Annotated in this window: 18 protein-coding genes; 9 read left to right on the forward strand and 9 right to left on the reverse strand. The window is 65.9% G+C overall.

What is annotated here, in order from left to right; all coding sequences use genetic code 11:
* Positions 1-84 precede the first annotated feature (84 nt).
* Both ACRYLO_RS11460 and ACRYLO_RS11465 read left to right on the forward strand, forming a co-directional pair.
* Positions 85-495: a septal ring lytic transglycosylase RlpA family protein gene (locus ACRYLO_RS11460; protein WP_482660274.1), complete on the forward strand. Its 411-nt coding sequence runs from the start codon at positions 85-87 to the stop codon at positions 493-495.
* Positions 496-551: 56 nt separating this feature from the next.
* The gene (locus ACRYLO_RS11465) at positions 552-899 is read left to right on the forward strand and encodes a hypothetical protein (RefSeq protein ID WP_482660275.1); all 348 of its coding nucleotides are present in this window, start codon (positions 552-554) and stop codon (positions 897-899) included.
* Positions 900-906: 7 nt separating this feature from the next.
* On the opposite strand, the gene ACRYLO_RS11470 is transcribed toward ACRYLO_RS11465, so the two are convergent.
* The 3 genes from ACRYLO_RS11470 to ACRYLO_RS11480 form a co-directional block, all read right to left on the reverse strand.
* Entirely contained in the window at positions 907-2199 is a 1293-nt protein-coding gene (locus ACRYLO_RS11470) for a homoserine dehydrogenase (protein WP_482660276.1), read from the reverse strand.
* Between the two features lie 95 nt (positions 2200-2294).
* Complete coding sequence (locus tag ACRYLO_RS11475; protein ID WP_482660277.1) at positions 2295-3245, reverse strand: isopenicillin N synthase family dioxygenase; 951 nt, start codon at positions 3243-3245, stop codon at positions 2295-2297.
* A 160-nt stretch (positions 3246-3405) separates the two neighbouring features.
* On the reverse strand, positions 3406-3900 hold the full coding sequence (locus ACRYLO_RS11480; protein ID WP_482660278.1) for a hypothetical protein: 495 nt from the start codon (positions 3898-3900) through the stop codon (positions 3406-3408).
* A gap of 104 nt (positions 3901-4004) precedes the next feature.
* Here ACRYLO_RS11480 and ACRYLO_RS11485 point away from each other — a divergent pair, with 104 nt between their 5' ends.
* From ACRYLO_RS11485 to ACRYLO_RS11500, 4 genes are all read left to right on the forward strand, one after another.
* Positions 4005-5249, forward strand: coding sequence for a multidrug effflux MFS transporter (locus ACRYLO_RS11485; protein WP_482660279.1), 1245 nt, complete (start codon positions 4005-4007; stop codon positions 5247-5249).
* A gap of 77 nt (positions 5250-5326) precedes the next feature.
* Positions 5327-5668, forward strand: coding sequence for a DNA primase (locus tag ACRYLO_RS11490; RefSeq protein WP_482660280.1), 342 nt, complete (start codon positions 5327-5329; stop codon positions 5666-5668).
* A gap of 212 nt (positions 5669-5880) precedes the next feature.
* Positions 5881-6297: an ExbD/TolR family protein gene (locus ACRYLO_RS11495; RefSeq protein WP_482660281.1), complete on the forward strand. Its 417-nt coding sequence runs from the start codon at positions 5881-5883 to the stop codon at positions 6295-6297.
* A gap of 48 nt (positions 6298-6345) precedes the next feature.
* Positions 6346-6744 (forward strand): acyl-CoA thioesterase, encoded by a 399-nt coding sequence (locus tag ACRYLO_RS11500; RefSeq protein ID WP_482660282.1) that lies wholly within the window; start codon positions 6346-6348, stop codon positions 6742-6744.
* Here ACRYLO_RS11500 and ppc read toward each other — a convergent pair.
* Positions 6741-9416: a phosphoenolpyruvate carboxylase gene (gene ppc, locus ACRYLO_RS11505; RefSeq protein ID WP_482660283.1), complete on the reverse strand. Its 2676-nt coding sequence runs from the start codon at positions 9414-9416 to the stop codon at positions 6741-6743. The two genes, ACRYLO_RS11500 and ppc, sit on opposite strands and share 4 nt — an antisense overlap.
* 173 nt (positions 9417-9589) lie before the next feature.
* Between ppc and glpX the strand changes: the two genes are divergently transcribed.
* Entirely contained in the window at positions 9590-10558 is a 969-nt protein-coding gene (gene glpX, locus ACRYLO_RS11510) for a class II fructose-bisphosphatase (protein ID WP_482660284.1), read from the forward strand.
* Complete coding sequence (locus ACRYLO_RS11515; RefSeq protein WP_482660285.1) at positions 10558-11301, forward strand: CPBP family intramembrane glutamic endopeptidase; 744 nt, start codon at positions 10558-10560, stop codon at positions 11299-11301. Before glpX ends, ACRYLO_RS11515 begins: the two co-directional genes overlap by 1 nt.
* On the opposite strand, the gene ACRYLO_RS11520 is transcribed toward ACRYLO_RS11515, so the two are convergent.
* The 5 genes from ACRYLO_RS11520 to ACRYLO_RS11540 form a co-directional block, all read right to left on the reverse strand.
* The gene (locus tag ACRYLO_RS11520; protein ID WP_482660286.1) at positions 11273-12043 is read right to left on the reverse strand and encodes an ABC transporter permease; all 771 of its coding nucleotides are present in this window, start codon (positions 12041-12043) and stop codon (positions 11273-11275) included. The genes ACRYLO_RS11515 and ACRYLO_RS11520 overlap by 29 nt on opposite strands.
* Positions 12040-12996 (reverse strand): ABC transporter ATP-binding protein, encoded by a 957-nt coding sequence (locus tag ACRYLO_RS11525; RefSeq protein ID WP_482660287.1) that lies wholly within the window; start codon positions 12994-12996, stop codon positions 12040-12042. The genes ACRYLO_RS11520 and ACRYLO_RS11525 overlap by 4 nt, the downstream gene beginning before the upstream one ends.
* A 66-nt stretch (positions 12997-13062) precedes the next feature.
* Complete coding sequence (locus ACRYLO_RS11530) at positions 13063-13815, reverse strand: DsbA family protein (protein WP_482660288.1); 753 nt, start codon at positions 13813-13815, stop codon at positions 13063-13065.
* Positions 13812-15167, reverse strand: coding sequence for a M48 family metalloprotease (locus tag ACRYLO_RS11535; protein ID WP_482660289.1), 1356 nt, complete (start codon positions 15165-15167; stop codon positions 13812-13814). The genes ACRYLO_RS11530 and ACRYLO_RS11535 overlap by 4 nt, the downstream gene beginning before the upstream one ends.
* Before the next feature lie 162 nt (positions 15168-15329).
* The gene (locus tag ACRYLO_RS11540; protein WP_482660290.1) at positions 15330-18005 is read right to left on the reverse strand and encodes an Rne/Rng family ribonuclease; all 2676 of its coding nucleotides are present in this window, start codon (positions 18003-18005) and stop codon (positions 15330-15332) included.
* A gap of 518 nt (positions 18006-18523) precedes the next feature.
* On the opposite strand from ACRYLO_RS11540, the gene ACRYLO_RS11545 reads away from it, so the two are divergent.
* A complete protein-coding gene (locus ACRYLO_RS11545; RefSeq protein ID WP_482660291.1) occupies positions 18524-19726 on the forward strand; it encodes an N-acetylmuramoyl-L-alanine amidase in 1203 nt (400 codons plus the stop codon).
* Positions 19727-19844 lie beyond the last annotated feature (118 nt).

Below are 19844 nucleotides of genomic sequence, written 5' to 3' on the forward strand. Positions count from 1 at the left end.
CAAAATCCAAACAGCGCGGCGCTGGACGGATTGCCGTCCGGCGCCGCGTCTGTTTCACCCCCGCACCGAAAGGGGCCGGGGACCATGCGGAACATCATCGCCGTTGCATTGCTGACCGCTGCTGCGCCGGTCGCGGCACAGGACGCCGCCCCTGCCCCCGCCGCTGCCGGAACATCGACGATCCTCGCGAGCGGCATGGCGAGCTATTATGGCGACGCCCATGCCGGCAACCGCACGGCGAGCGGTGAGCGGTTCGATCCCGAGGGCATGACCGCCGCGCACCGCAGCCTGCCCTTCGGCACCAAATTGCGCGTCACCGATCCGTCGACCGGACGCAGCGTAATCGTCCGCATCAACGACCGCGGGCCGTTTCACAAGGGCCGTATCCTCGATTTGTCCGAAGCGGCCGCGCGCGAGCTGGGCATTGTCCGCCGCGGCCGCGCGGTGGTGCAGATTGCGCTTGCGGACGCGGCAGAGGCAACCGCCACCGACTGATTCCCGTTTCGGGCACGTAAGGGCCATGCTATCATCGGACCGGGAGGTTCGATGCCATGTCCCTGTTGCTGCTTGCCCTTGCATTCCAGTCCGGTGCCGATGACTCGCTGTTGCGCGCCCATCGCGAAAAGACGCGTGCCGTCATCCCATGCGAAAAGACCGCCGATCCGGACGAAGTGACGATCTGCGCGCTGCGTGAGGCGGACAAGAAATATCGCGTCCCGTTCGTCACCGCCCGCGCGGTCGACAACCGGCCTGCCGAAACGGCACGGGTGCTGGAGGACACGATGTTCCAGTGCGGCGTGTCCGGCCCGTTCCTCACGCAATGTGGTGGAATGGTCGGAGTGACCGTCGGTGTCGGCTTCGACGGCAAAGTGGTGCGCAAGCGCGAGCCGGCGCCTTAACCCGACCTCACTCGCCCAGGATATGCATCCACATCGGCTCGCCCGCGAGGCTCTGTGAGCCGCGCAGCTTCTCCAGCGCCTGCGCGACACAGCGCTCCGGCCCCTCATGCGTCACAATCGCGAGCAGCACGCTGCCATCTGCCATCGCGCCGCGCTGGATCAGCGATTCGATCGACACACCCGCATCGCGCATCGCCGCCGCGATTTCGGCCAGCACGCCGACCTTGTCGGGAACGGTAAAGCGCAGATAGGCGCGCCCGCGCCGCTCCCCGCTCGGCGAGGCGGGTTCCTTGGCGAGACTGGCTGCGGGCATCGCATAGGGCGGGCCGAACTCGGTCCGCGCGATGTCGATCAGGTCGGCGACCACGGCGCTGGCCGTGGGGCCATCCCCCGCGCCCGCCCCCTGGAACAACAGGCGCCCGACAAAATTGCCTTCCGCCACCACCGCATTGGTCGCGCCGGTGACGTACGCGAGCGGATGGGCGAGCGGGACGAGATGCGGGTGGACGCGCTGGAACAGGCCGTCGCCGTTGAGGTCGGCGATCCCGAGCAGGCGGATGCGATAGCCCAGCGCCGCCGCTTCGGCGATATCGGCGGCGAGCAGGTGGCGGATGCCGCCGATCGCAACATCGCCAAACGCCGGCTGGGTGCCAAAGGCAAGGCTGGCTAGGATCGACAGCTTGTGCGCGGCATCCACGCCGTCGATGTCGAAGCTCGGATCCGCCTCCGCAAAACCCTTGGCCTGCGCCTCTGCGAGCACTTCGGCGAAGTCGCGGCCTTCGGCCTCCATCTTCGACAGGATGAAATTGCAGGTGCCGTTGAGGATGCCATAGACGCGGTCGATCACGTTCGCGGCAGCCCCCTCGCGGAGCCCCTTGATCACCGGCACGCCGCCCGCCACCGCCGCCTCGAACTTCATCGGCGTGTCGGCCTGTTCGGCGACATGCGCGAGTTCGAGGCCATGGTGCGCGATCATTGCCTTGTTGGCGGTCACCAGGCCCTTCCCCGCCGCCAGCGTCGCGCGCGCGAGCGCGAGTGCAGGACCGTCCGACCCGCCGATCAGCTCGACCACGACATCGGCGCGCGGGTGCTGCGCCAGATCGCGCATGTCATCGACCCAGTCGAAGCGCGTGATATCGACGCCGCGATCCTTGGTCCGGTCGCGCGCGGACACGGCGACGATCTCGATCGGTCGCCCTGCGCGCCGCGCGATCAGATCGGCATTGGCGTCGATCAGACGAATGACGCCCGCGCCCACCGTGCCAAGGCCAGCCAGTGCAACGCGAAGCGGTTCGGTCATGTCTTCATCCCTGTAAGCGGCAACGGCCCGGGCATCGCCCGAGCCGACTTTGCCGCCCATACCCCCCTCCCTTGCCGGGAGGGGAGATATTTTTTCTATTTCTTCGTCAGCCCGATCTCGGCCAGCCGCTCGGCGAGATAGTCGTGCGCGGTGATCGGCGGCTCCCGCTCCGGATTCTCGGCGGTCACGGTTTGCGGCAGCGCCTTGATTAAGAAATCGGGCGCGGGGTGGAGGAAGAAGGGCATCGAATAGCGCGAATGGCCGCGCCGCTCGACCGGCGGATTGACCACGCGGTGGGTGGTCGAGGGCAGGACATGGTTGGTCAGCCGCTGCAGCATGTCGCCGACATTGACCACCAACGCGCCTTCGGGCGGCTTGACCGGCAGCCATTCGCCATCCTTGTCGAGCAATTCGAGGCCGGCCTCTTCGGCACCGAGCAACAGGGTGATGAGGTTGATGTCCTCATGCGCCCCGGCACGGACGTTCGGCGCATCCTCGGTCACCGGCGGGTAATGGAGCAGGCGCAGCACCGAATTGCCGTCCGCCACCGCATGATCGAACCAGTCGGGGGCGAGGCCGAGATGCACCGCGATCGCGGAGAGCAGCTTGTCCCCGGCGGTGTCGAATGCGGCGAACAGCTCGACGAACGTCTCGCGGAACCCCTCGGGCTGGTCGGGCCAGATATTGGGGGACATCAGCTCCGCAAAGCGGTGCCCCGCCGCCAGCTCACGCCCGATATGCCAGAATTCCTTGAGGTCGACATGGGTCGCACCCTTGGCGATCTCGGTCTTGAACGGGGTATAGCCGCGCGCGCCGCCGCCACCCGCGACGAAATAGCCGCGCTTGACGTCCTCAGGCAGGTCGAAAAACGCCTTGGTCATCGCCCAGGCACGGTCGATCAGATCCTGCGGAATGCCGTGATCAGCAACCATCGCAAAGCCGAACCGCTCGAACGAACCGCCCAGCGCGGCGGCAAAGCCCTCAGGATCGCGCGCCTGATCGGCCAGGCTGACAAGCGGGACTTCGGCGAGAACGGTATCGGACATTTCAAAGCGACTCCGGGAAACGAATCTCCCTCAAATAGTCGCCTTGGTGACGATCGAACAGGGGCGGGAAATCCAGGATGGAAAAGCGCGGGAGGAGCGCGGGTGCCGTGCGCCCCTCCCGCTGCGCCGTCCGCCTACGCGTGGACGGCGGATGGGAGGATTAGTTTCCGGAGACCGTCAACGTGCCGCGGCTCTTGGCATCGCCCGTGCTGTCGATCTTGAGCGTATAAGGGCTGCCCGACTTGGTCTTGCCGGTCAGTTCGTCGCGATTGCCGGTGACGGTGAAGCCCGCGCCCTCCATCTGCTCGCGGAACCAGTCGCGCACGCGGGTGGCCTCCGCCGGAGCGTCGAACGTTACCTTGACGCCGCCCGACTGGGTGCCGTCCTGCCGATCGTCGATGTTGAGGCTGGAGACGGTCGCGCCGGGATAAAGCTTGACGCCATCGACCTCGAAATTTTCGGCGCTGATGTTGAATTTGGGCAGCTTGATCGAGCCTTCGAAGCCCGGCGCCTTGACCGAAACCTTGCCGTCCTTGTCCGCCTGGGCGGTGACGGAGCCATTGTCGCCCTCGATCGAGATGCTGGTCCCCTCACCGTTCCCGCCACAGGCGGCGAGCGCGGCCGCGAGCGGAAGCACAAGCCAGATTGGTTTCATCACAAAACTCCAAGCGTGTTATTTAAGCAATACACTATCGCGCTTTTGCGCACAGGTCAAATCCCGGGGGTGACGCGTTGGTTGCAATGCGGCATGGGCTCCGCATGGACGCGCTTACCCAATCTGCCGAAGCGAAGACGCCGGAAAACCGATCCCCGATCCCGATGGGCGAGTTCGTCGCACTGATCGCGTCGATCATGGCGCTGACCGCGCTGGGCATCGATTCGATGCTGCCCGCCCTGCCCGCCATCGCCGATCAGCTGGGGGTGAGCGAGCCAAACCACCGGCAATATGTGATCACCGCCTTCATGCTGGGCTTCGCCGTCGCGCAGCTGGTGCACGGCCCGCTTGCCGACCGCTTCGGTCGCAAACCGGTGATCGGCGTCGCGCTGGCACTTTATGTGGTGACCAATCTGATCGCGGCGAGCGCCACCAGTTTCGAACTGCTGCTGATCGCGCGCGCAGCGAGCGGCGCGGCGGTTGCCGCCGGGCGCGTGGTCACCGTGGCGCTGGTGCGCGACTGTTTTCAGGGGCGGGCGATGGCGCGGGTGATGAGCCTCGCCTTCATGACGTTCATGATCGTGCCCGTCCTGGCACCCGCCTGGGGCCAGCTGATGGTGATGATCTTCGAATCGTGGCGGCCGATCTTTGGCGGGATCGGGATCGTCGCGGCGCTGGTGCTGAGCTGGTTCCTGATCCGCATGCCCGAAACGCTGGACCCGGCATCGGTCAACCGGCTTGACCTCAAGGAGATTTGGCGCGGCTATCGCATCATGTTCCGCGACCGCTGGGCCGTCGGCTACACCTTTGCGACCGCCGCCATTACCGGCTGTTTCTTTGCCTTCATCGGATCGATCCAGCAGATCGTGTATGATGTGTTCAAGCGCCCCGAGCTGCTGACCGTCGTGTTCGCGTCCATCGCCGGGCTGATGGCGGCGAGCGCCTTTGCCAATTCGCGGTTGGTCATGCGGTTCGGGATGCGTTTTCTGTCGCATCTCGCCATCGTCGCGACGACGCTGCTCGCCGCAATCCACCTCGCAATCATCCTCTTCTATGGCGAGACCTTGTGGATTTTCATCGTGCTGCAGGCACCGATGATGGCGGCGATGGGCCTCGCCAACTCGAATTTCTCGGCGATGGCGATGGAGAATATGGGCGAAATCGCCGGACGCGCGTCCAGCCTTCAGGGTTTCATCGCCACGCTGGGCGCCGCGGTGCTGGGCGCAGTGATCGGTCAATCGTTCGATGGCACCACCGTGCCCCTCTATATCGGCTTCACCACGCTCGGCCTGACAGCGCTGGCGATCGTCTTCGTCACCGAGCGCGGCAAATTGTTTCGTCGCAGCTGACGCCGTCTGACGCACCAGACGGAACCAGCCGCCCTTGCCCGCCGTTCGCGCATGCAGTTGAACGCAAGGAGACGGCAATGGGTGGTCATCAGGTGCAGGGTCATGGAACCGGCGACGACGGCTATGACGAAGACGGCTATGACGAAAGCCAGCGCGCAGAGATATTGGAGGCGACGGTCGGCGGCCCGGGCAACGGCACGTTGCTGACCGATCTTGCGCCCGACCTCGGCGCGGAGATCGATGCCGATGACGATGAAGACGAAGTTCTGCTGGCCGCCGACGAAGTGGCGGATGAGGCCATTGGCGATCCCGACGAGGATGAGGACGAGATCGAGGATTCGCTGCAGGATGATTTCGACAGCAATGTTGTCGATGACGACGATCTGGACGATCCCGAATCGGCGGCGTTGAACCCCTGATCGGCTGCGATTGACAGGCGAGGAAAGACAGCGGAGCATGGCGACGGGAGGAACCGCGCCATGCCCCGTGATCCGCGCATCGATGCCGCCGCGATGAAGGCGCAGGTCCGCGAGGGCACGAAGCGCAACTGGCAATATGAAAGCCGCTGAAGACTTGCGCGCTACCTGAAATATGGCATGATACAACATCTCGTAACGAGAGGAGGTATTCGATGCCCCGTGCTCTTGCCTATCGCCGCGCCGCCGATGACGAACCGTTCAGCGCGCTTAACATCACCCCGTTGATCGACGTCATGCTGGTGCTGCTCATCATGCTGATCGTCACCATCCCCAGCCTGACCCACAAGGTTCCGGTGGACTTGCCGCAGGGTGACGGGACGGCACCGCCGGGCCAGCCGCATCAGCTCGATATCACCGCCGATGGGACATTATGGTGGGACGGGGCGCGAATTTCGGACGCGCAGCTTCCGGCATTGCTCAAGGCGGGCGCGTCGGCCGATGCACCGTTGCTGCTGAAGACCGATGAGGCGGCGCGCTACGAGCGGTTCGATGCGATCCTGGCGCAGGTGAAGCGCGCCGGGGTCAGCAAGCTCGCCTTTGTCGGGCATGAGCGGATGAAGATCGACTGACCAGAACGCCTGTTTGCAGCGCGGCCAAGTTGCCGTAAACGTCAACCCATGCCGCGCTTCACCAAAGTCATCACCGCCGCTCCCGAGGACATTGACGAGCTCGGCCATGTCAACAACGCGGTCTGGGTCCGCTGGATTCAGGATGTGGCGGTGGCGCATTGGACCGCAGTCGCCGCGCCGGAGTATCGCGATGCCTATATCTGGGTCGTGACCCGGCACGAGATCGACTATCGCGGCAATGTGGTGGCGGGCGAGACGGTGACTGCCCAAACCTGGGTCCCCGAACCGCCCAAGGGCGCGCGCTTCGACCGGCATATGCGCTTCACGGATGCCGACGGGCGGGTGAAGGTGGAGGCAGTGTCGACCTGGGCAATGCTGGACCGCGCCACCGGGCGACTAGTGCGGGTGCGGCCGGAGATTGCCGCACCGTTCCTCGAAGGTGTCTAGCCCGAATTGCGCAATGCGGTCGCGATCGCGTTGATCGATAGCAGGATGCCCTGTTCGATCTTGGGATCGGTTTCGCCCGCGCGGTGACGCTTGAGCAGTTCGACCTGCAACAGGTTGAGGGGCTCGATATAGGGCAGCCGCAACTTGATCGAGGTTTCGAGCGCCGGGTGCTTTTCGAGCAGCCGCGTCTGGCGCGTCACCTCGAGCAACTGATCGTGCGTGGTGCGCCAGCCATCGCGGATGCCGCCGAAGATCCCCTCGGCCAGCGCCCGATCCTCGACCAGCGCGGCATAGCGCTCGGCGATGCCCATGTCGGACTTGGCCAGCACCATCTCCATATTCGCCAGCGTCGAGGCGAACAGCGGCCAGCCCGCCGCCATCTCGCGCAGCAGACCGCGGTCGGGGAACGCCGCCAGCGCCTGTCCCACGCCATACCAACCGGGCAGCATCACCCGCGCCTGGGCCCAGCTGAACACCCAGGGAATCGCGCGCAGATCCTCGATCGCGTCGCTCTTCTTGCGGCTGGCCGGGCGGCTGCCGATCTTGAGGCCGGCGATTTCGGCGATCGGGGTTAGCTGGCGGAAGAAGGTCGTGAAGCCGTCGGTGCCATAGACGAGGTCGCGATAGGCCTTGAACGCGGTGGTCGAGAGTTCTTCCATCGCGCCTTCGAACCGCGCGGCATCGGCCTCCGACAAGCGCTGCGGTTCCAGGCTGGCGAGCAACGTGGCCGAGGCCATCGCTTCCAAATTGGTCTGCGCACTTTCCCGGGTGCCATATTTGGCGGCGATCACCTCACCCTGTTCGGTGATGCGGATGCGGCCCTGCACCGTTCCGGGTGGCTGCGCCTGAATCGCCGCGAAGGACGATCCGCCGCCACGCCCGACCGCGCCGCCGCGACCGTGGAACAGCTGCATGCCGATGCCTGCTTCCTCGAACACCGGACGCAGCGCGGTCGATCCTTTGGACAGCCCCCAGGTCGAGGTCAGGTAACCACCGTCCTTGTTCGAGTCCGAATAGCCGATCATCACTTCCTGATGCCCGCGCTTGGTTGCGATCGCCGCGACCTCGGGCAGCGCGAACCAGGCGCGCATGATCTCCGGCCCGGCGTCGAGATCGCCGATCGTCTCGAACAGCGGCACCGCCATGATGTGCGCGACCGCCGGCTCGCCGGGGATGTAGAGCCCGGCTTCCTTGAGCAGGACATGGACTTCCAGCAAGTCGGACACCGACTGCGCCATCGACACGATATATTGGCTGATCGCCGCGCGGCCGTAGCGCGCGTGAACCTCGGCGGCGGCGTGGACGATGGCGAGTTCCGACGCGGTTTCGTCGGAGTAATCGGCATAGCGGCTGGTGAGCGGGCGCGGGCTGGCCAGTTCGCGGCGGAGCAGCGCGATGCGCGCGTCTTCGTCGAGCGCGGTGTAATCGGCCTCGACCCCGGCGACCTTGAGCAGTTCGGCGACCACGCGCTCATGCACCGCGCTGTTCTGGCGCATGTCGAGCGTGGCGAGATGGAAGCCGAAAATGTCGACCGCGCGGATCAGGCGGCCGAGCGACCCGCTCGACGCCAGCGTCTCGCCACCCTGCGCGGCCAACCCCTTGGCGATGGCCGACAGGTCGGCGCGGAACGCCGCCGGGTCGGGATAGCGCTCGCCCTTCAGCGCGCCGGGACGCGACGGCGCCTTGCCGGTCAGGTCGCGATACGTGGCGGCGAGGCGCGCGTAGATGCCGGAGATTGCCCGGCGATAGGGCTCGTCGCTGCGGCTGGCGGCATCGTCGCCGCTGGTTTCCGCCAGCGCCTGCACCCCGTCATCGATCTGCGCGTGATGCGCGGAGATCGAGATTTCGGCACCCAGTGCGTGCACGGCATCGAGATAATAGGTCAGCACCGTTTCGGCCGAGCGCGCCATGGTGAGGCGCATCGAATCGGCGGTGACGAACGGGTTGCCGTCGCGGTCGCCGCCGATCCAGTTGCCCGGACGCAGGAACGCCGGAACGCGGCTGCCCAGCGCGCGGTCCCAGCGGGCGTAGAGCGCGGGCAGCGTGGGCAGGAAAATGTCGCGCAGATAGGACAGCGCATTCTCGATCTCGTCGGCGACATAGAGCCGCTCGAAGCGCAGCACGCGGGTCTGCCAGAGCAAGGCAACCTGCCGCACGATCGCCTCATCGACCAGATCGCCGTCCGGCGTCTCGACGATGCCCTGGTCCTTGAGCCGCATCAGCTCGGCGATGCGGTTGCGGTGGTCGAGCATCGACTTGCGCCGCACCTCGGTCGGGTGCGCGGTCAGCACCGGGGCGACCAGCGCATCGGCCAGCAACTCGGCGATCCGCTCACGCCCGATGCCGTGCTCCTTGAGCTTGGCCACGGCATGCTCGATATCCGCGCCCGGTTCGGCGGCGATGCCCTGCCGGTCCTCGGCCAGGTTGGCGAGCATCGAAAACAGCATGAAGCTGCGCACGAAATCGAGCGTCTCGTCCAGGCTGAGGCTGTCGAGCCCGGGATCGATCGAGTCCGCGCCCGCGATGCCGCGATGCCGGTCGACCGATGCCGAGCGGATATATTCGATGCGCCGGAACAGCGCTTCGCCGCCATAAGCGCGGATCACGTCGCCAAGGACGCGGCCCAGAAAACGGACATCGGGATTGTTGGTGATGGGGGGTGCGCTGGCCATGTTGCGCGTGCTGCACTGCAAGATGGATCGCGTCAACGAGTCCGTAACGTCAGTTACCATTCGCGCGGCGATGCGAATTTTGGTTGCGATGACAGCGTTAGCGGGCATCGACAAGCCTTGCACACCCCCCTATCGCCGCCCTCAATCAAGGCAAAAGAGGACAAGCCAGCCCCATGCAGACCGCCAGCCAGGTTCTCGACCGCGTTCTCGTCCTCGAAATGGTCCGTGTGACCGAAGCCGCTGCCATCGCCGCATCGACGCTGACCGGGCGCGGCGATGAAAAGGCAGCCGACGCCGCCGCCGTGGAGGCGATGCGCGCGTCGCTCAACGAGCTCTACATGGATGGCACCGTAGTGATCGGTGAGGGCGAGCGCGACGAGGCACCGATGCTGTATATCGGCGAAAAGGTCGGATCGGCGCCGGGCAAGGGTCCCAAGATCGACATCGCGCTCGATCCGCTGGAAGGCACCACGATTTGCGCCAAGGCCGGGCCGAACAGCCTGGCCGTCCTCGCCATTGCCGAAGAAGGCAATCTGCTCAACGCGCCCGATGTCTATATGGACAAGATCGCGGTCGGCCCGGGCTATCCGCCCAACGTCATCGACCTCGACAAGTCGGTGACCGACAATATCTGCGCGATTGCCGCCGCCAAGGGCGTCGAGCCGCGCGAAATCATCGCCTGTGTGCTCGATCGCCCGCGCCATGAAAAGCTGATCACGGAGCTGCGGTCGCTCGGCTGCGGCGTCGTGCTGATCGGCGATGGCGACGTCGCCGGGGTGATCGCCACCACCGATCCCGACACTACGATCGATGTCTATATGGGCCAGGGCGGCGCGCCCGAGGGTGTGCTTGCCTGCGCGGCGCTGCGCTGCGTCGGTGGGCAGTTCAAGGGCCGGCTGTTGTTCCGCAACGACGATGAACGTGCTCGCGCGCGCAAATGGGGCATCAGCGACCTCGACAAGCAATATGACCTGTCGGAGCTGGCCAAGGGCGACTGCATCTTCGCCGCGACCGGCGTGACCGACGGGTCGCTGCTTGCCGGCGTCAAGCGCAAGAAGGGCAAGATGACGACCGAGAGCGTCGTCATGCGCGCCAGCAGCGGCACGGTGCGCTGGGTCAAGGGCGAGCATCGCATCGATTGATGGGCGTCGCGCTCCTCGACGCATTTCTGTTGGTCGCGCTGATCGGCGCGTATCTTTGGTACATTCGCGGCGACCGCAGCGGGAGCGCTCCTGCTGACCGGATCGCCAGCTATCGTCGCTGGATGCGCCGCGCGCCGCTGGCGTTCGGGGCGAGCGCGTTGGTGGCGCTGCTGGTCGCGGGGCGATGGGAAACGATCGGAGTCCTGCCGACCGAGTTCGCGCCCTTGGTCCCCGCCGCGCGCCGCCTTGCGGGCTTCGGTGGCAATGTCCTGCAGCTCAAGATCGCGGTTCTGGCCGGATTTGCGGGCGGGGCCGTAATCGGGCTGGGGATCGCGTGGTGGCGCGCGCATCGCGGGAAGCGTCAGCTGATCGCGGGCAAGTTCGCCGCCCTCCTCCCGCGCACGCCCGGCGAGACCGGCTGGACCGCGACGCTGGGAATTACCGCCGGCGTGGTGGAGGAGCTGTTCTTCCGCCTTGCGCTCCCGTTGTTCGCGGCGCGAGTCACAGGAAACGCACTGCTCGGCGTTGCATTAGCGACCGCATTGTTTGCCTATGCTCATCGCTATCAGGGCTGGGCGGGCGTTGCAGCGTCGGCGCTGGTCGGCGTGACGGTGGCGATCCTCTACCTCGCCACCGGCCAGCTATGGTTCGCGATGCTGGTTCACGCGCTGCTCAATCTCAACGCGCTGGTGCTGCGACCATTGCTGGTTCCGGTCAGTTCTTCAGCCGCCAGCCGCTCTTGAAGATCCAGCCGATCACGGCGAGGCAGGCGACCAGGAAGGCAGCGGTGAAGCCCAGGCTGACGCCGATCGCGACATCGCCCTTGTCGAAGAACGCCCAACGGAAGCCGCTGACCAGATAGACGACCGGATTGGCCAGGCTGATCGTCCGCCACGGTTCGGGCAGCATGCTGATGGTGTAGAAGGCGCCGCCAAGGAAGGTCAGCGGAGTGACGATCAGCGCGGGGACGAACGACAATTGTTCAAACCCCTTGGCCCAGATACCGATGATGAAGCCGAGCATCGAGAAGGTGACCGCAGTCAGCACCAGCATCGTCAGCATCATGAACGGATGCGCGATCGGCACATCAACGAACGCCATCGCGGTGAACAGGATGATCAGGCCGATCGCGATCGACTTGGTCGCCGCCGCGCCGACATAGCCGATCACCATCTCCCACGCCGTCACCGGTGCGGACAGGAGTTCGTATACGGTGCCGGTGAATTTGGGGAAGTAGATGCCGATCGACGCGTTGGAGATCGACAGCTGCAACAGGTTCATCATGATCAGGCCCGGCACGATGAAGCTGCCGTACGAGACGCCGTCCAGCTCCTGCATCCGCGACCCGATCGCGCCGCCGAACACGACGAAATAGAGCGCAGTGGTGATCACCGGCGTGACCAGGCTCTGCCACAAGGTGCGCAGCGCGCGCGCCATTTCAAAGCGATAGATCGCCCAGACGCCGTGATGGTTGAATCCCTTCACGCCGCTTCCTCCCGCTTGGCCGCCACAAGGTCGACGAAAATGTCCTCAAGGCTCGACTTGGATGTGTCGAGATCCTTGAACGCGATGCCCAGCTCGCCGAGCTTGCGCAGCAGCGAGGGGATGCCGGTCCGCTCCGCCTGCGCGTCAAACGTGTAGCGCAGCCGCGTCCCTTCATCGGTCAGCGTCAGTTGCCATTCGGCGAGTTCGGGCGGGATCACGGTCATCGGCTCGACCAGCGACAGGTCCAGTTCGCGCTTGCCCAGCTTCTTCATCAGCACGGCCTTGTCCTCGACCAGCAGCAATTCGCCGCGGTTGATCACGCCCACCCGGTCGGCCATTTCCTCGGCCTCCTCGATATAATGGGTGGTCAGGATGATCGTCACGCCGCGTTCGCGCAGCCGGTGGACCAGCTTCCACATGTCGCGGCGCAGTTCGACATCGACCCCAGCGGTCGGCTCGTCGAGGAACAGCACGTCCGGCTCATGCGCCAGCGCCTTGGCGATCAGCACGCGGCGCTTCATGCCGCCCGACAGCTCCATGATCTTGGAGTTGCGCTTGTCCCATAGCGACAGGTCTTTCAGCACCTGTTCGATATGCGCGTCATTGGCAGGGCGGCCGAACAGGCGGCGGCTGTAGCAAGTGGTGGCCAGCACGGTTTCGAACATGTCGACCGACAATTCCTGCGGCACCAGTCCGATCATCATCCGCGCGGCGCGGGCGTCGGCGATCGCATCATGCCCGCCGACGTGGATCGTGCCGGACGAGGGCGTGACGATGCCGCAGATGATGCTGATCAGCGTCGTCTTGCCCGCGCCATTGGGGCCGAGCAGCGCGAAAATCTCGCCCTTGTTGATGTCGAGATCGACCGCGCCCAGCGCCCGATGCCCCGAGGCATAGGTCTTGCTGACGCCCCTAACAGATAGAATTGGGCGAACGGATAGGATGGGTTGCATGCTTGGCCCCCGCATGTGGAGGGCGGCATCTAGGCACGGGACAAAGGCCGAACAAGGCCGCGCGGATTATTTACCTTTGCGCCGCGCGGCTTCCACCGCCTGCTTCAGAACTTCATAGGGGACCATGCCCGAAATCACCTGATCGCCGATCACCCAGCTTGGCGTTCCGGTAACCCCCAGCTTGCTTGCGACGTCGAGATTGCGTGCAACCTCCGCCTCGACCCGCGCGCTGCCGATCGACTGCTGCGCGCGCGCGGCGTCCAGCCCGGCGGTCGCGGCGGCCGCGTTGATCGAAGCCTCGCTCACCTGACCGCCCGAATAGAGCGCCATGTGGAACGGCTTGAACTTGCCCTGCTCGGCAGCGGCGAGGCCCCAGCGTGCGGCAACGCGGCTACCCTCGCTCAGCACGGGCAATTCGCGATAGACGATGCGGACCTTGGGATCCTCCGCCACCAATCGCGCGATCATCGGCAGGCTGGCGCGGCAATAGCCGCAGGCATAGTCCATCCACACCGACACGGTTACATCGCCCGACGGATTGCCTTCCCACGCCCCGGCATAGGCGTCGAAAATCGCTGCACGGTTGGCGGCGACCGCCTTCCCGCTCTCGCGCTCCTGCAGCCGCTTCATCGCCTCGGGCAGGATTTCCGGGTTTTCGAGGACATAGTTGCGCACGACCTGTCCGATCGCCTTGTCGTCGCGCGCTGCTCCATTGGGCGCCAACGCCTGCACACCGACTACGACCAAACCGCCGATCACGCCGGACAGCACCAACGTGCCGGCCAGCGCCAGCGGGCTCTTCGCCAGTTTTTCGATCACTTGCGCTTCCTGTCCTGCATCATCGCCTGACCGGCCATGACGATATCCTGCGCACGAATCCAGTCAGGCGTGCCCTGGGGCAGCCCGGCCATTGCCACCTGCGCGCTGGGGATGGCACGACCGAGATCACCAATCATGCTGGCGCGTTCGGCGGTCGCGAGTGCGGCGCGGGGGCCGTCACCCTTGCGCTCGTACAACATACCGAGCTGATACCAGGCCCAAGGGTTCTCCTTGTCGCGCACCACCGATTGACGCAGCACCGTCTCTGCCTCGGCCAGATGCGCGGGATCTTCGGTCGCGAGCAGCGCGTGGCCGAAGGTGGTGGCGATCAGCGGCTGGAAATTGGTCTTGGCCGTCGCTGCGCGCAGCGGAGCGAGCGCATCGCGCGGCTTGCCCGATTCGAGCAGGATCTGTCCTTCCAGCTCGAGGAAATAGGGGTTTTCGGGCTCTGCGCGCACCAGTGCCGCCGCCTCACCCGCCGCTTCCTTGGGATAGCCGCCGAGGTGATAGGCATAGGCGCGGGCATAGCGCGCGGGCACGCTGGTGTCGGTCGCGGGATAGCGGCGCAGCGTATCCTTGGGCTCGGTCACATAGCCACGCAGCTTGGCCTGGACGCGCTTGAACCGCGCCTCGATCTGCGGATCGCTGGGCTTGTTCCAGGCCGGATCCGCCTGGAGGTCGGCCGTCAGCGTTGCGACGCGGTCGCCCGACATGGGGTGGCTCATCACATAGCTGGTATCGCTGCCGCGCTTGAGGCCCCAGCGGAATTCCTGCTGCTGCAGCTTCTTGAAGAAGTCGAGCATGCCGCGCCCGCTGACGCCGGCACCGGACAGGAACTTGACCCCGGCGGCGTCGGTCGTCGCCTCCTGCGCGCGGCTGAAGGCCAGATAATTGCCCATCGCGGCGCGCTGGCCGAGTTGCATCAGGCCCATGCCGGCATCGGCCGAGCCGGCCGCCATCGCCGCCGCGCCGAGCAACAGGCTGAGGATCGTGATGCCGGTCGCGCCCTTGCCCATCCGGTCGCCCAAGGGCACGTGACCGCCGGTGATGTGGCCGATTTCGTGCGCGATCACCCCCTGCACCTCATTGGCGCTCGAGGCTGCGTCGATCAGGCCCGAATGGAGATAGACGGTCTGTCCGCCCGCGACAAAGGCGTTGATCGACTGATCATTGATCAGGACAATGCGGACATTGGCGGGCGACAGGTTCGCCGCCTTGATGATGTCGCGCGACATGTCGGCGAGCAGCGCCTCGCTCTCCGCATCGCGCAGGATCGATTGGGCATAGGCCGGGCTGGTGATGCACAGCAGCAGCAACGCGAACAGGGATACAAGCCGCTTCATGCCGCACATCATGGTGGTTTTTCCCCCGCGATCAACCGTCGGCACGACGGGACGTAAGTTTGCGTTTGTTTCAGCAACGCTGAAACGGCTGCGGCACCGACTTGGCCCGAATGCAATGAACCGGCGATGAAAAAAGGGCGGGAGCATCGGCCCCCGCCCCTGTTTTCGCGATCAGGCCCCGAAGGTGCGCTGCCACCAGCCGCCGCGACGCGGCGCGCCGCTATCGGAATTGGCTTCGCCGGCGTCACCATCGGTTGCTTCGGCTTCGGCTGCCACCGGCGCGGCTTCCGCCTCTGCAGGTGCCGCTTCCTCAGCGGGCTCGGCGACGACTGCCTCGTCAGCCTTCTTGCGGCGGCTGCGCTTGGGCTTGGCCGGTGCTTCCTCGGCAACGGGAGCCTCGACCGCCTCGACCACGACTGGCGCTTCGACCGGTACGGCTTCGGCGGAGGGAGCGTCCTCGCCCTTCTTGCGGCGGCTGCGCTTCGGCTTGGCGGGTGCCTCCTCGGCGACCGGAGCCTCGACCGGAGCGGCTTCGGCAACCGGCTCGGCGGCGTCCGCTACCGGCTCGGCATCCGCCTTTTTGCGGCGGCTGCGCTTCGGCTTGGCGGGCGCTTCTTCGGCGACCGGCTCTGGCTGCGGCGCATCAGCCTCGACCGAAGCGTCTTCGCCACCCTCGACCGCGCCGTCCTCGACCGCGCCGTCCTCGCCAGCGCCATTGCCGCGACGACCGCCACGACGGCCACGGCGACGACGCTTGCGGCCTTCGCTCGACTCGTCGGCAACCGGTGCATCGGTGGCTGCTTCGACTGCGTCACCAGCGTCGCCAGCATCGCCATCCTCGTCCGCACCCTCGGCGTCCGAATCCTGCTCGCCCTCGGCACCCTGCGCGCCTTCGCCATCCTCGCGACGGCCGCGACGACCACGACGGCGACGGCGGCGCTTGCGGCCCTCACCCTCGGTCTCGGCACGCTCGCCACGGTCACGACGCTCGCGCGGGGCACGAGCCTCGACCTCCTCTTCCTCTTCGTCTTCTTCCTCGTCGATCTCGTCGACGATGTCCTCTTCGATCTCCTGGATCGCAGCGGCGAACTTCGGCGCATGCGCCGGCGGCGGGCCGCTCGCCTCGACCGACATGCGCGCGCCTTCCAACTCGCCGTCCGACAGGATTTCGACGCGGACGCCATAGCGGTCCTCGATCTCGGCGATGTCGGCGCGCTTGTTGTTGAGGACGTAGAACGCCGCTTCCTGGCTGCAGCGCAGCGTGATGTGCGAACCGCGACCGCGTGCGGCCTCATCCTCGATCAGGCGCAGCGCGGACAGGCCCGCCGACGATGCGGTGCGGACCAGCCCGGTGCCCTCGCAATGCGGGCACTGGCGGGTCGATGCCTCAAGCACGCCGGTGCGCAGCCGCTGGCGGCTCATTTCCATCAGGCCGAACGCCGAGATGCGGCCGACCTGGATGCGGGCGCGATCGTTCTTCAGCGCCTCCTTCATCGCCTTCTCGACCTTCCGGACGTTGGACGAATGGTCCATGTCGATAAAGTCGATGACGACAAGGCCGGCCATGTCGCGCAGCCGCAGCTGGCGCGCGATTTCCTGCGCGGCTTCAAGGTTGGTGGCGGTCGCAGTCTGCTCGATCGAGTGTTCACGGGTCGAGCGGCCGGAGTTGATGTCGATCGACACCAGCGCCTCGGTCGGGTTGATGACGAGATAGCCGCCGGATTTGAGCTGTACCACCGGGTGGTACATCGCCGACAATTGCTCTTCGACCCCGGCGCGCTGGAACAGCGGCACGGCGTCGCTGTAATGCTTCACCTTCTTGGCGTGGCTCGGCATCAGGAGCTTCATGAAGTCCTTCGCCTGGCGATAGCCTTCATCGCCTTCGACGATCACCTCGTCGATATCCTTGTTATAGATATCGCGGATCGCGCGCTTCATCAGGTCGCTGTCGCCGTAGACGAGCGCAGGCGCGGAGGATTGCAGCGTCTTTTCGCGGATTTCGTCCCACAGCCGGGCGAGATAGTCGAAGTCGCGCTTGATCTCCGTCTTGGTGCGCTGAAGCCCGGCGGTGCGGACGATGCAGCCCATCGACGGCGGCAGCTTCAGGTCCGCCATGATGGTCTTCAGGCGCTTGCGGTCGGCGGCCGAACTGATCTTGCGGCTGATCCCGCCGCCATGGGCGGTGTTGGGCATGAGCACGCAATAACGGCCGGCAAGCGACAGATAGGTGGTCAGCGCCGCACCCTTGTTGCCGCGCTCTTCCTTGACGACCTGAACCAGCAGCACCTGACGGCGGCGGATCACGTCCTGAATCTTGTAACGGCGGCGCAGGCTCATGCGGCGCTGGCGCAGCGCCTCGACCTGATCGTCGCTGCCCTTGCGGCCACGGCGGCGACGGCCCTTGCCATTCTCGCCTTCGCCCTCGCCGTCGCTTTCCGCTTCGGCGCCGTCTTCGTCCTCATCGGCGGGACGCTCCACCACCTCGACGTCGCCATCCTCGTCGTCATGATCGTGATCGTCGCCGTCATCCGCCTCGCGCAGCGCGGCTTCCTCAGCGGCGTGCTCGGCCTCTTCGCGCAGCAATGCTTCGCGGTCTTCCTTGGGGATCTGGTAATAATCGGGGTGGATTTCGCTGAACGCGAGGAAGCCGTGGCGATTGCCGCCATATTCGACGAACGCCGCCTGCAGCGACGGTTCGACGCGGGTCACCTTGGCGAGATAGATATTCCCCTTGAGCTGCTTGCGCTCGGCACTCTCGAAATCAAACTCCTCGATTCGATTTCCTTTGACGACCGCCACGCGGGTCTCTTCCCGGTGGCGTGCGTCGATCAGCATACGCATGGTCATTATTTGGTCTCCGGGCGCGCCAGGCGGGTGTCAGCCGCGGCGCGCGAACAAGATTGCGCCCCGTCAAAATGGGGGCGCAGGGGTTTGGTGATGCCTCTGCTGCATTGGCACGGCCGGACCCGTGGGTGCCCGCCTCCGCCGCCTCGCGCGCGACCGCCTGAGCGGTGCGATGCGGGATGGACGGAAATTGCCTCATGCAGCGTCAACCTGAAATTACCGGGCCGATTGGGCCGGCGATGGATACCGAGTGACCCAAATTGGGCTCGGTCGGCACGATGCCTAGCATCGGTGTGGCTGCGCGGCAACATTTCGCGTGCGTTGCGCAAATGGACCCCGCGCCCGGCAAAGCTCTGCCGGTTGCCGGCAAAAAAATGCCGAATCCCGAATTAACCGCATGGCTTCACCGCGCCGGAAGGTGCCGGTGATTATCCCGGTCGGGTCAGGGAGACTATTTTTGTGAGTACACGTGCATGCTTTTGGGCTGGACCCCCCCCAGCCCGGCGCGGCATATCGCCCGGGTGTCTTTTTTCCTGGCCCTTCTCGCCGGCTTTTTGACCGGCGCACCGAGTTGGGCTGGAACCATACGTGCCATCGACGTGCAGTCGAACCGGATCGTCATCCGGTTTGACGAACGGGTCGCCGGTGCCAGCAGCTTCGTCCTTGCGGGTCCGAACCGGATCGCGCTGGACCTGATGGGTGCGCGTCCCGGGGCAGCGCCCGACCTGGCTCGCGGCCCGGTCGCTGCGGTGCGCCAGGCGTCGCAGGGCGATGGCGCGCGCGTCGTGTTCGACCTCGCCCGGCCGGCGATCGTCACCGACGGCAAGTTCGGCGCCGACGGCTCGACGCTGACGCTGGAGCTGCGCACGGTGGACGAGGCGCGCTTTGCCCGCGCCGCTGCGGAAGGCCGGCTAAGCTTCCTCCCGCCGTTCAGCTTCGTGCGGGCATCGACCCGGCACAGCTACAGCGTGTCGGTGCCAGTCCCGCCCAAGCCGATGCCCTTCGCCATGCCGCGAATCTATGGTGCCGACGACGATCGCCCGCTGGTGGTGATCGACCCGGGTCATGGCGGGCATGATCCCGGCGCGATTTCCGCGGATGGGACTCAGGAAAAGGTCCTGGCGCTCAAGATCGCCAAGGCGATCCGCGACGAACTGGTCGCGTCGGGCCGCGTGCGGGTTGCGCTGACTCGCGAAGATGACCGCTATCTGGTTCATCGCGACCGGTTCGAGGTTGCCCGTGCGCTCGGCGCGGCATTGTTCATCTCGGTCCATTGCGACGCGGCGCTGCACCCCGGCGCGAGCGGGGCGACGGTCTATACCCTGTCAGAAGTGGCGTCCGACAAGGAAGCCGCACGGCTGGCTGCGCGTGAGAACAAGTCCGACATTCTGGCCGGCATCGACCTGGCCAGCCAGAATCGCGACGTCTCCTCGATCCTGATCGACCTCACTCAGCGCGAAACGATGAACGCGTCGGCGAAATTCGCCCGCCTGCTGGGCCGCGAGGCGCAGGGTCTGATCCCGGTCAAGGACAATCCGCACCGCATGGCGTCGCTGCTGGTGCTCAAGGCGCCCGACATGCCCTCGATCCTGTTCGAGGCGGGCTATATCTCCAACCCCGCCGATGTCGCTTTGCTCAACACCGCCGAGGGGCGCAAGCGCGTGGCGCAGAGCGTCGACCGCGCGGTGGCGATCCACTTCGCCACACGGATGGCGGCGCGGTGAAGCAATTCCTCCCCTGCCTCGCAGGGGAGGTGGCACGCGCAGCGTGACGGAGGGACCGCCGCTGCAAGCGGCGGAATTTTGCCGAGCTGTTGACCGGCCGTCTGCGCGGCCGCCCCTC

This window comes from Sphingomonas sp. SDUR79 (genome assembly GCF_056821745.1).

Excerpts from the sequence above, each read along its gene's own strand:
- ACRYLO_RS11475 (WP_482660277.1), bottom strand. The coding sequence starts at position 3,245 with ATGTCCGATACCGTTCTCGCCGAAGTCCCGCTTGTCAGCCTGGCCGAT.
- ACRYLO_RS11495 (WP_482660281.1), top strand. The coding sequence starts at position 5,881 with ATGCCCCGTGCTCTTGCCTATCGCCGCGCCGCCGATGACGAACCGTTC.
- ACRYLO_RS11485 (WP_482660279.1), top strand. The coding sequence starts at position 4,005 with ATGGACGCGCTTACCCAATCTGCCGAAGCGAAGACGCCGGAAAACCGA.
- ppc (WP_482660283.1), bottom strand. The coding sequence starts at position 9,416 with ATGGCCAGCGCACCCCCCATCACCAACAATCCCGATGTCCGTTTTCTG.
- ACRYLO_RS11515 (WP_482660285.1), top strand. The coding sequence starts at position 10,558 with ATGGGCGTCGCGCTCCTCGACGCATTTCTGTTGGTCGCGCTGATCGGC.
- ACRYLO_RS11460 (WP_482660274.1), top strand. The coding sequence starts at position 85 with ATGCGGAACATCATCGCCGTTGCATTGCTGACCGCTGCTGCGCCGGTC.
- ACRYLO_RS11535 (WP_482660289.1), bottom strand. The coding sequence starts at position 15,167 with ATGTGCGGCATGAAGCGGCTTGTATCCCTGTTCGCGTTGCTGCTGCTG.
- ACRYLO_RS11525 (WP_482660287.1), bottom strand. The coding sequence starts at position 12,996 with ATGCAACCCATCCTATCCGTTCGCCCAATTCTATCTGTTAGGGGCGTC.
- ACRYLO_RS11500 (WP_482660282.1), top strand. The coding sequence starts at position 6,346 with ATGCCGCGCTTCACCAAAGTCATCACCGCCGCTCCCGAGGACATTGAC.
- ACRYLO_RS11490 (WP_482660280.1), top strand. The coding sequence starts at position 5,327 with ATGGGTGGTCATCAGGTGCAGGGTCATGGAACCGGCGACGACGGCTAT.
- ACRYLO_RS11540 (WP_482660290.1), bottom strand. The coding sequence starts at position 18,005 with ATGACCATGCGTATGCTGATCGACGCACGCCACCGGGAAGAGACCCGC.
- glpX (WP_482660284.1), top strand. The coding sequence starts at position 9,590 with ATGCAGACCGCCAGCCAGGTTCTCGACCGCGTTCTCGTCCTCGAAATG.
- ACRYLO_RS11480 (WP_482660278.1), bottom strand. The coding sequence starts at position 3,900 with ATGAAACCAATCTGGCTTGTGCTTCCGCTCGCGGCCGCGCTCGCCGCC.
- ACRYLO_RS11470 (WP_482660276.1), bottom strand. The coding sequence starts at position 2,199 with ATGACCGAACCGCTTCGCGTTGCACTGGCTGGCCTTGGCACGGTGGGC.
- ACRYLO_RS11465 (WP_482660275.1), top strand. The coding sequence starts at position 552 with ATGTCCCTGTTGCTGCTTGCCCTTGCATTCCAGTCCGGTGCCGATGAC.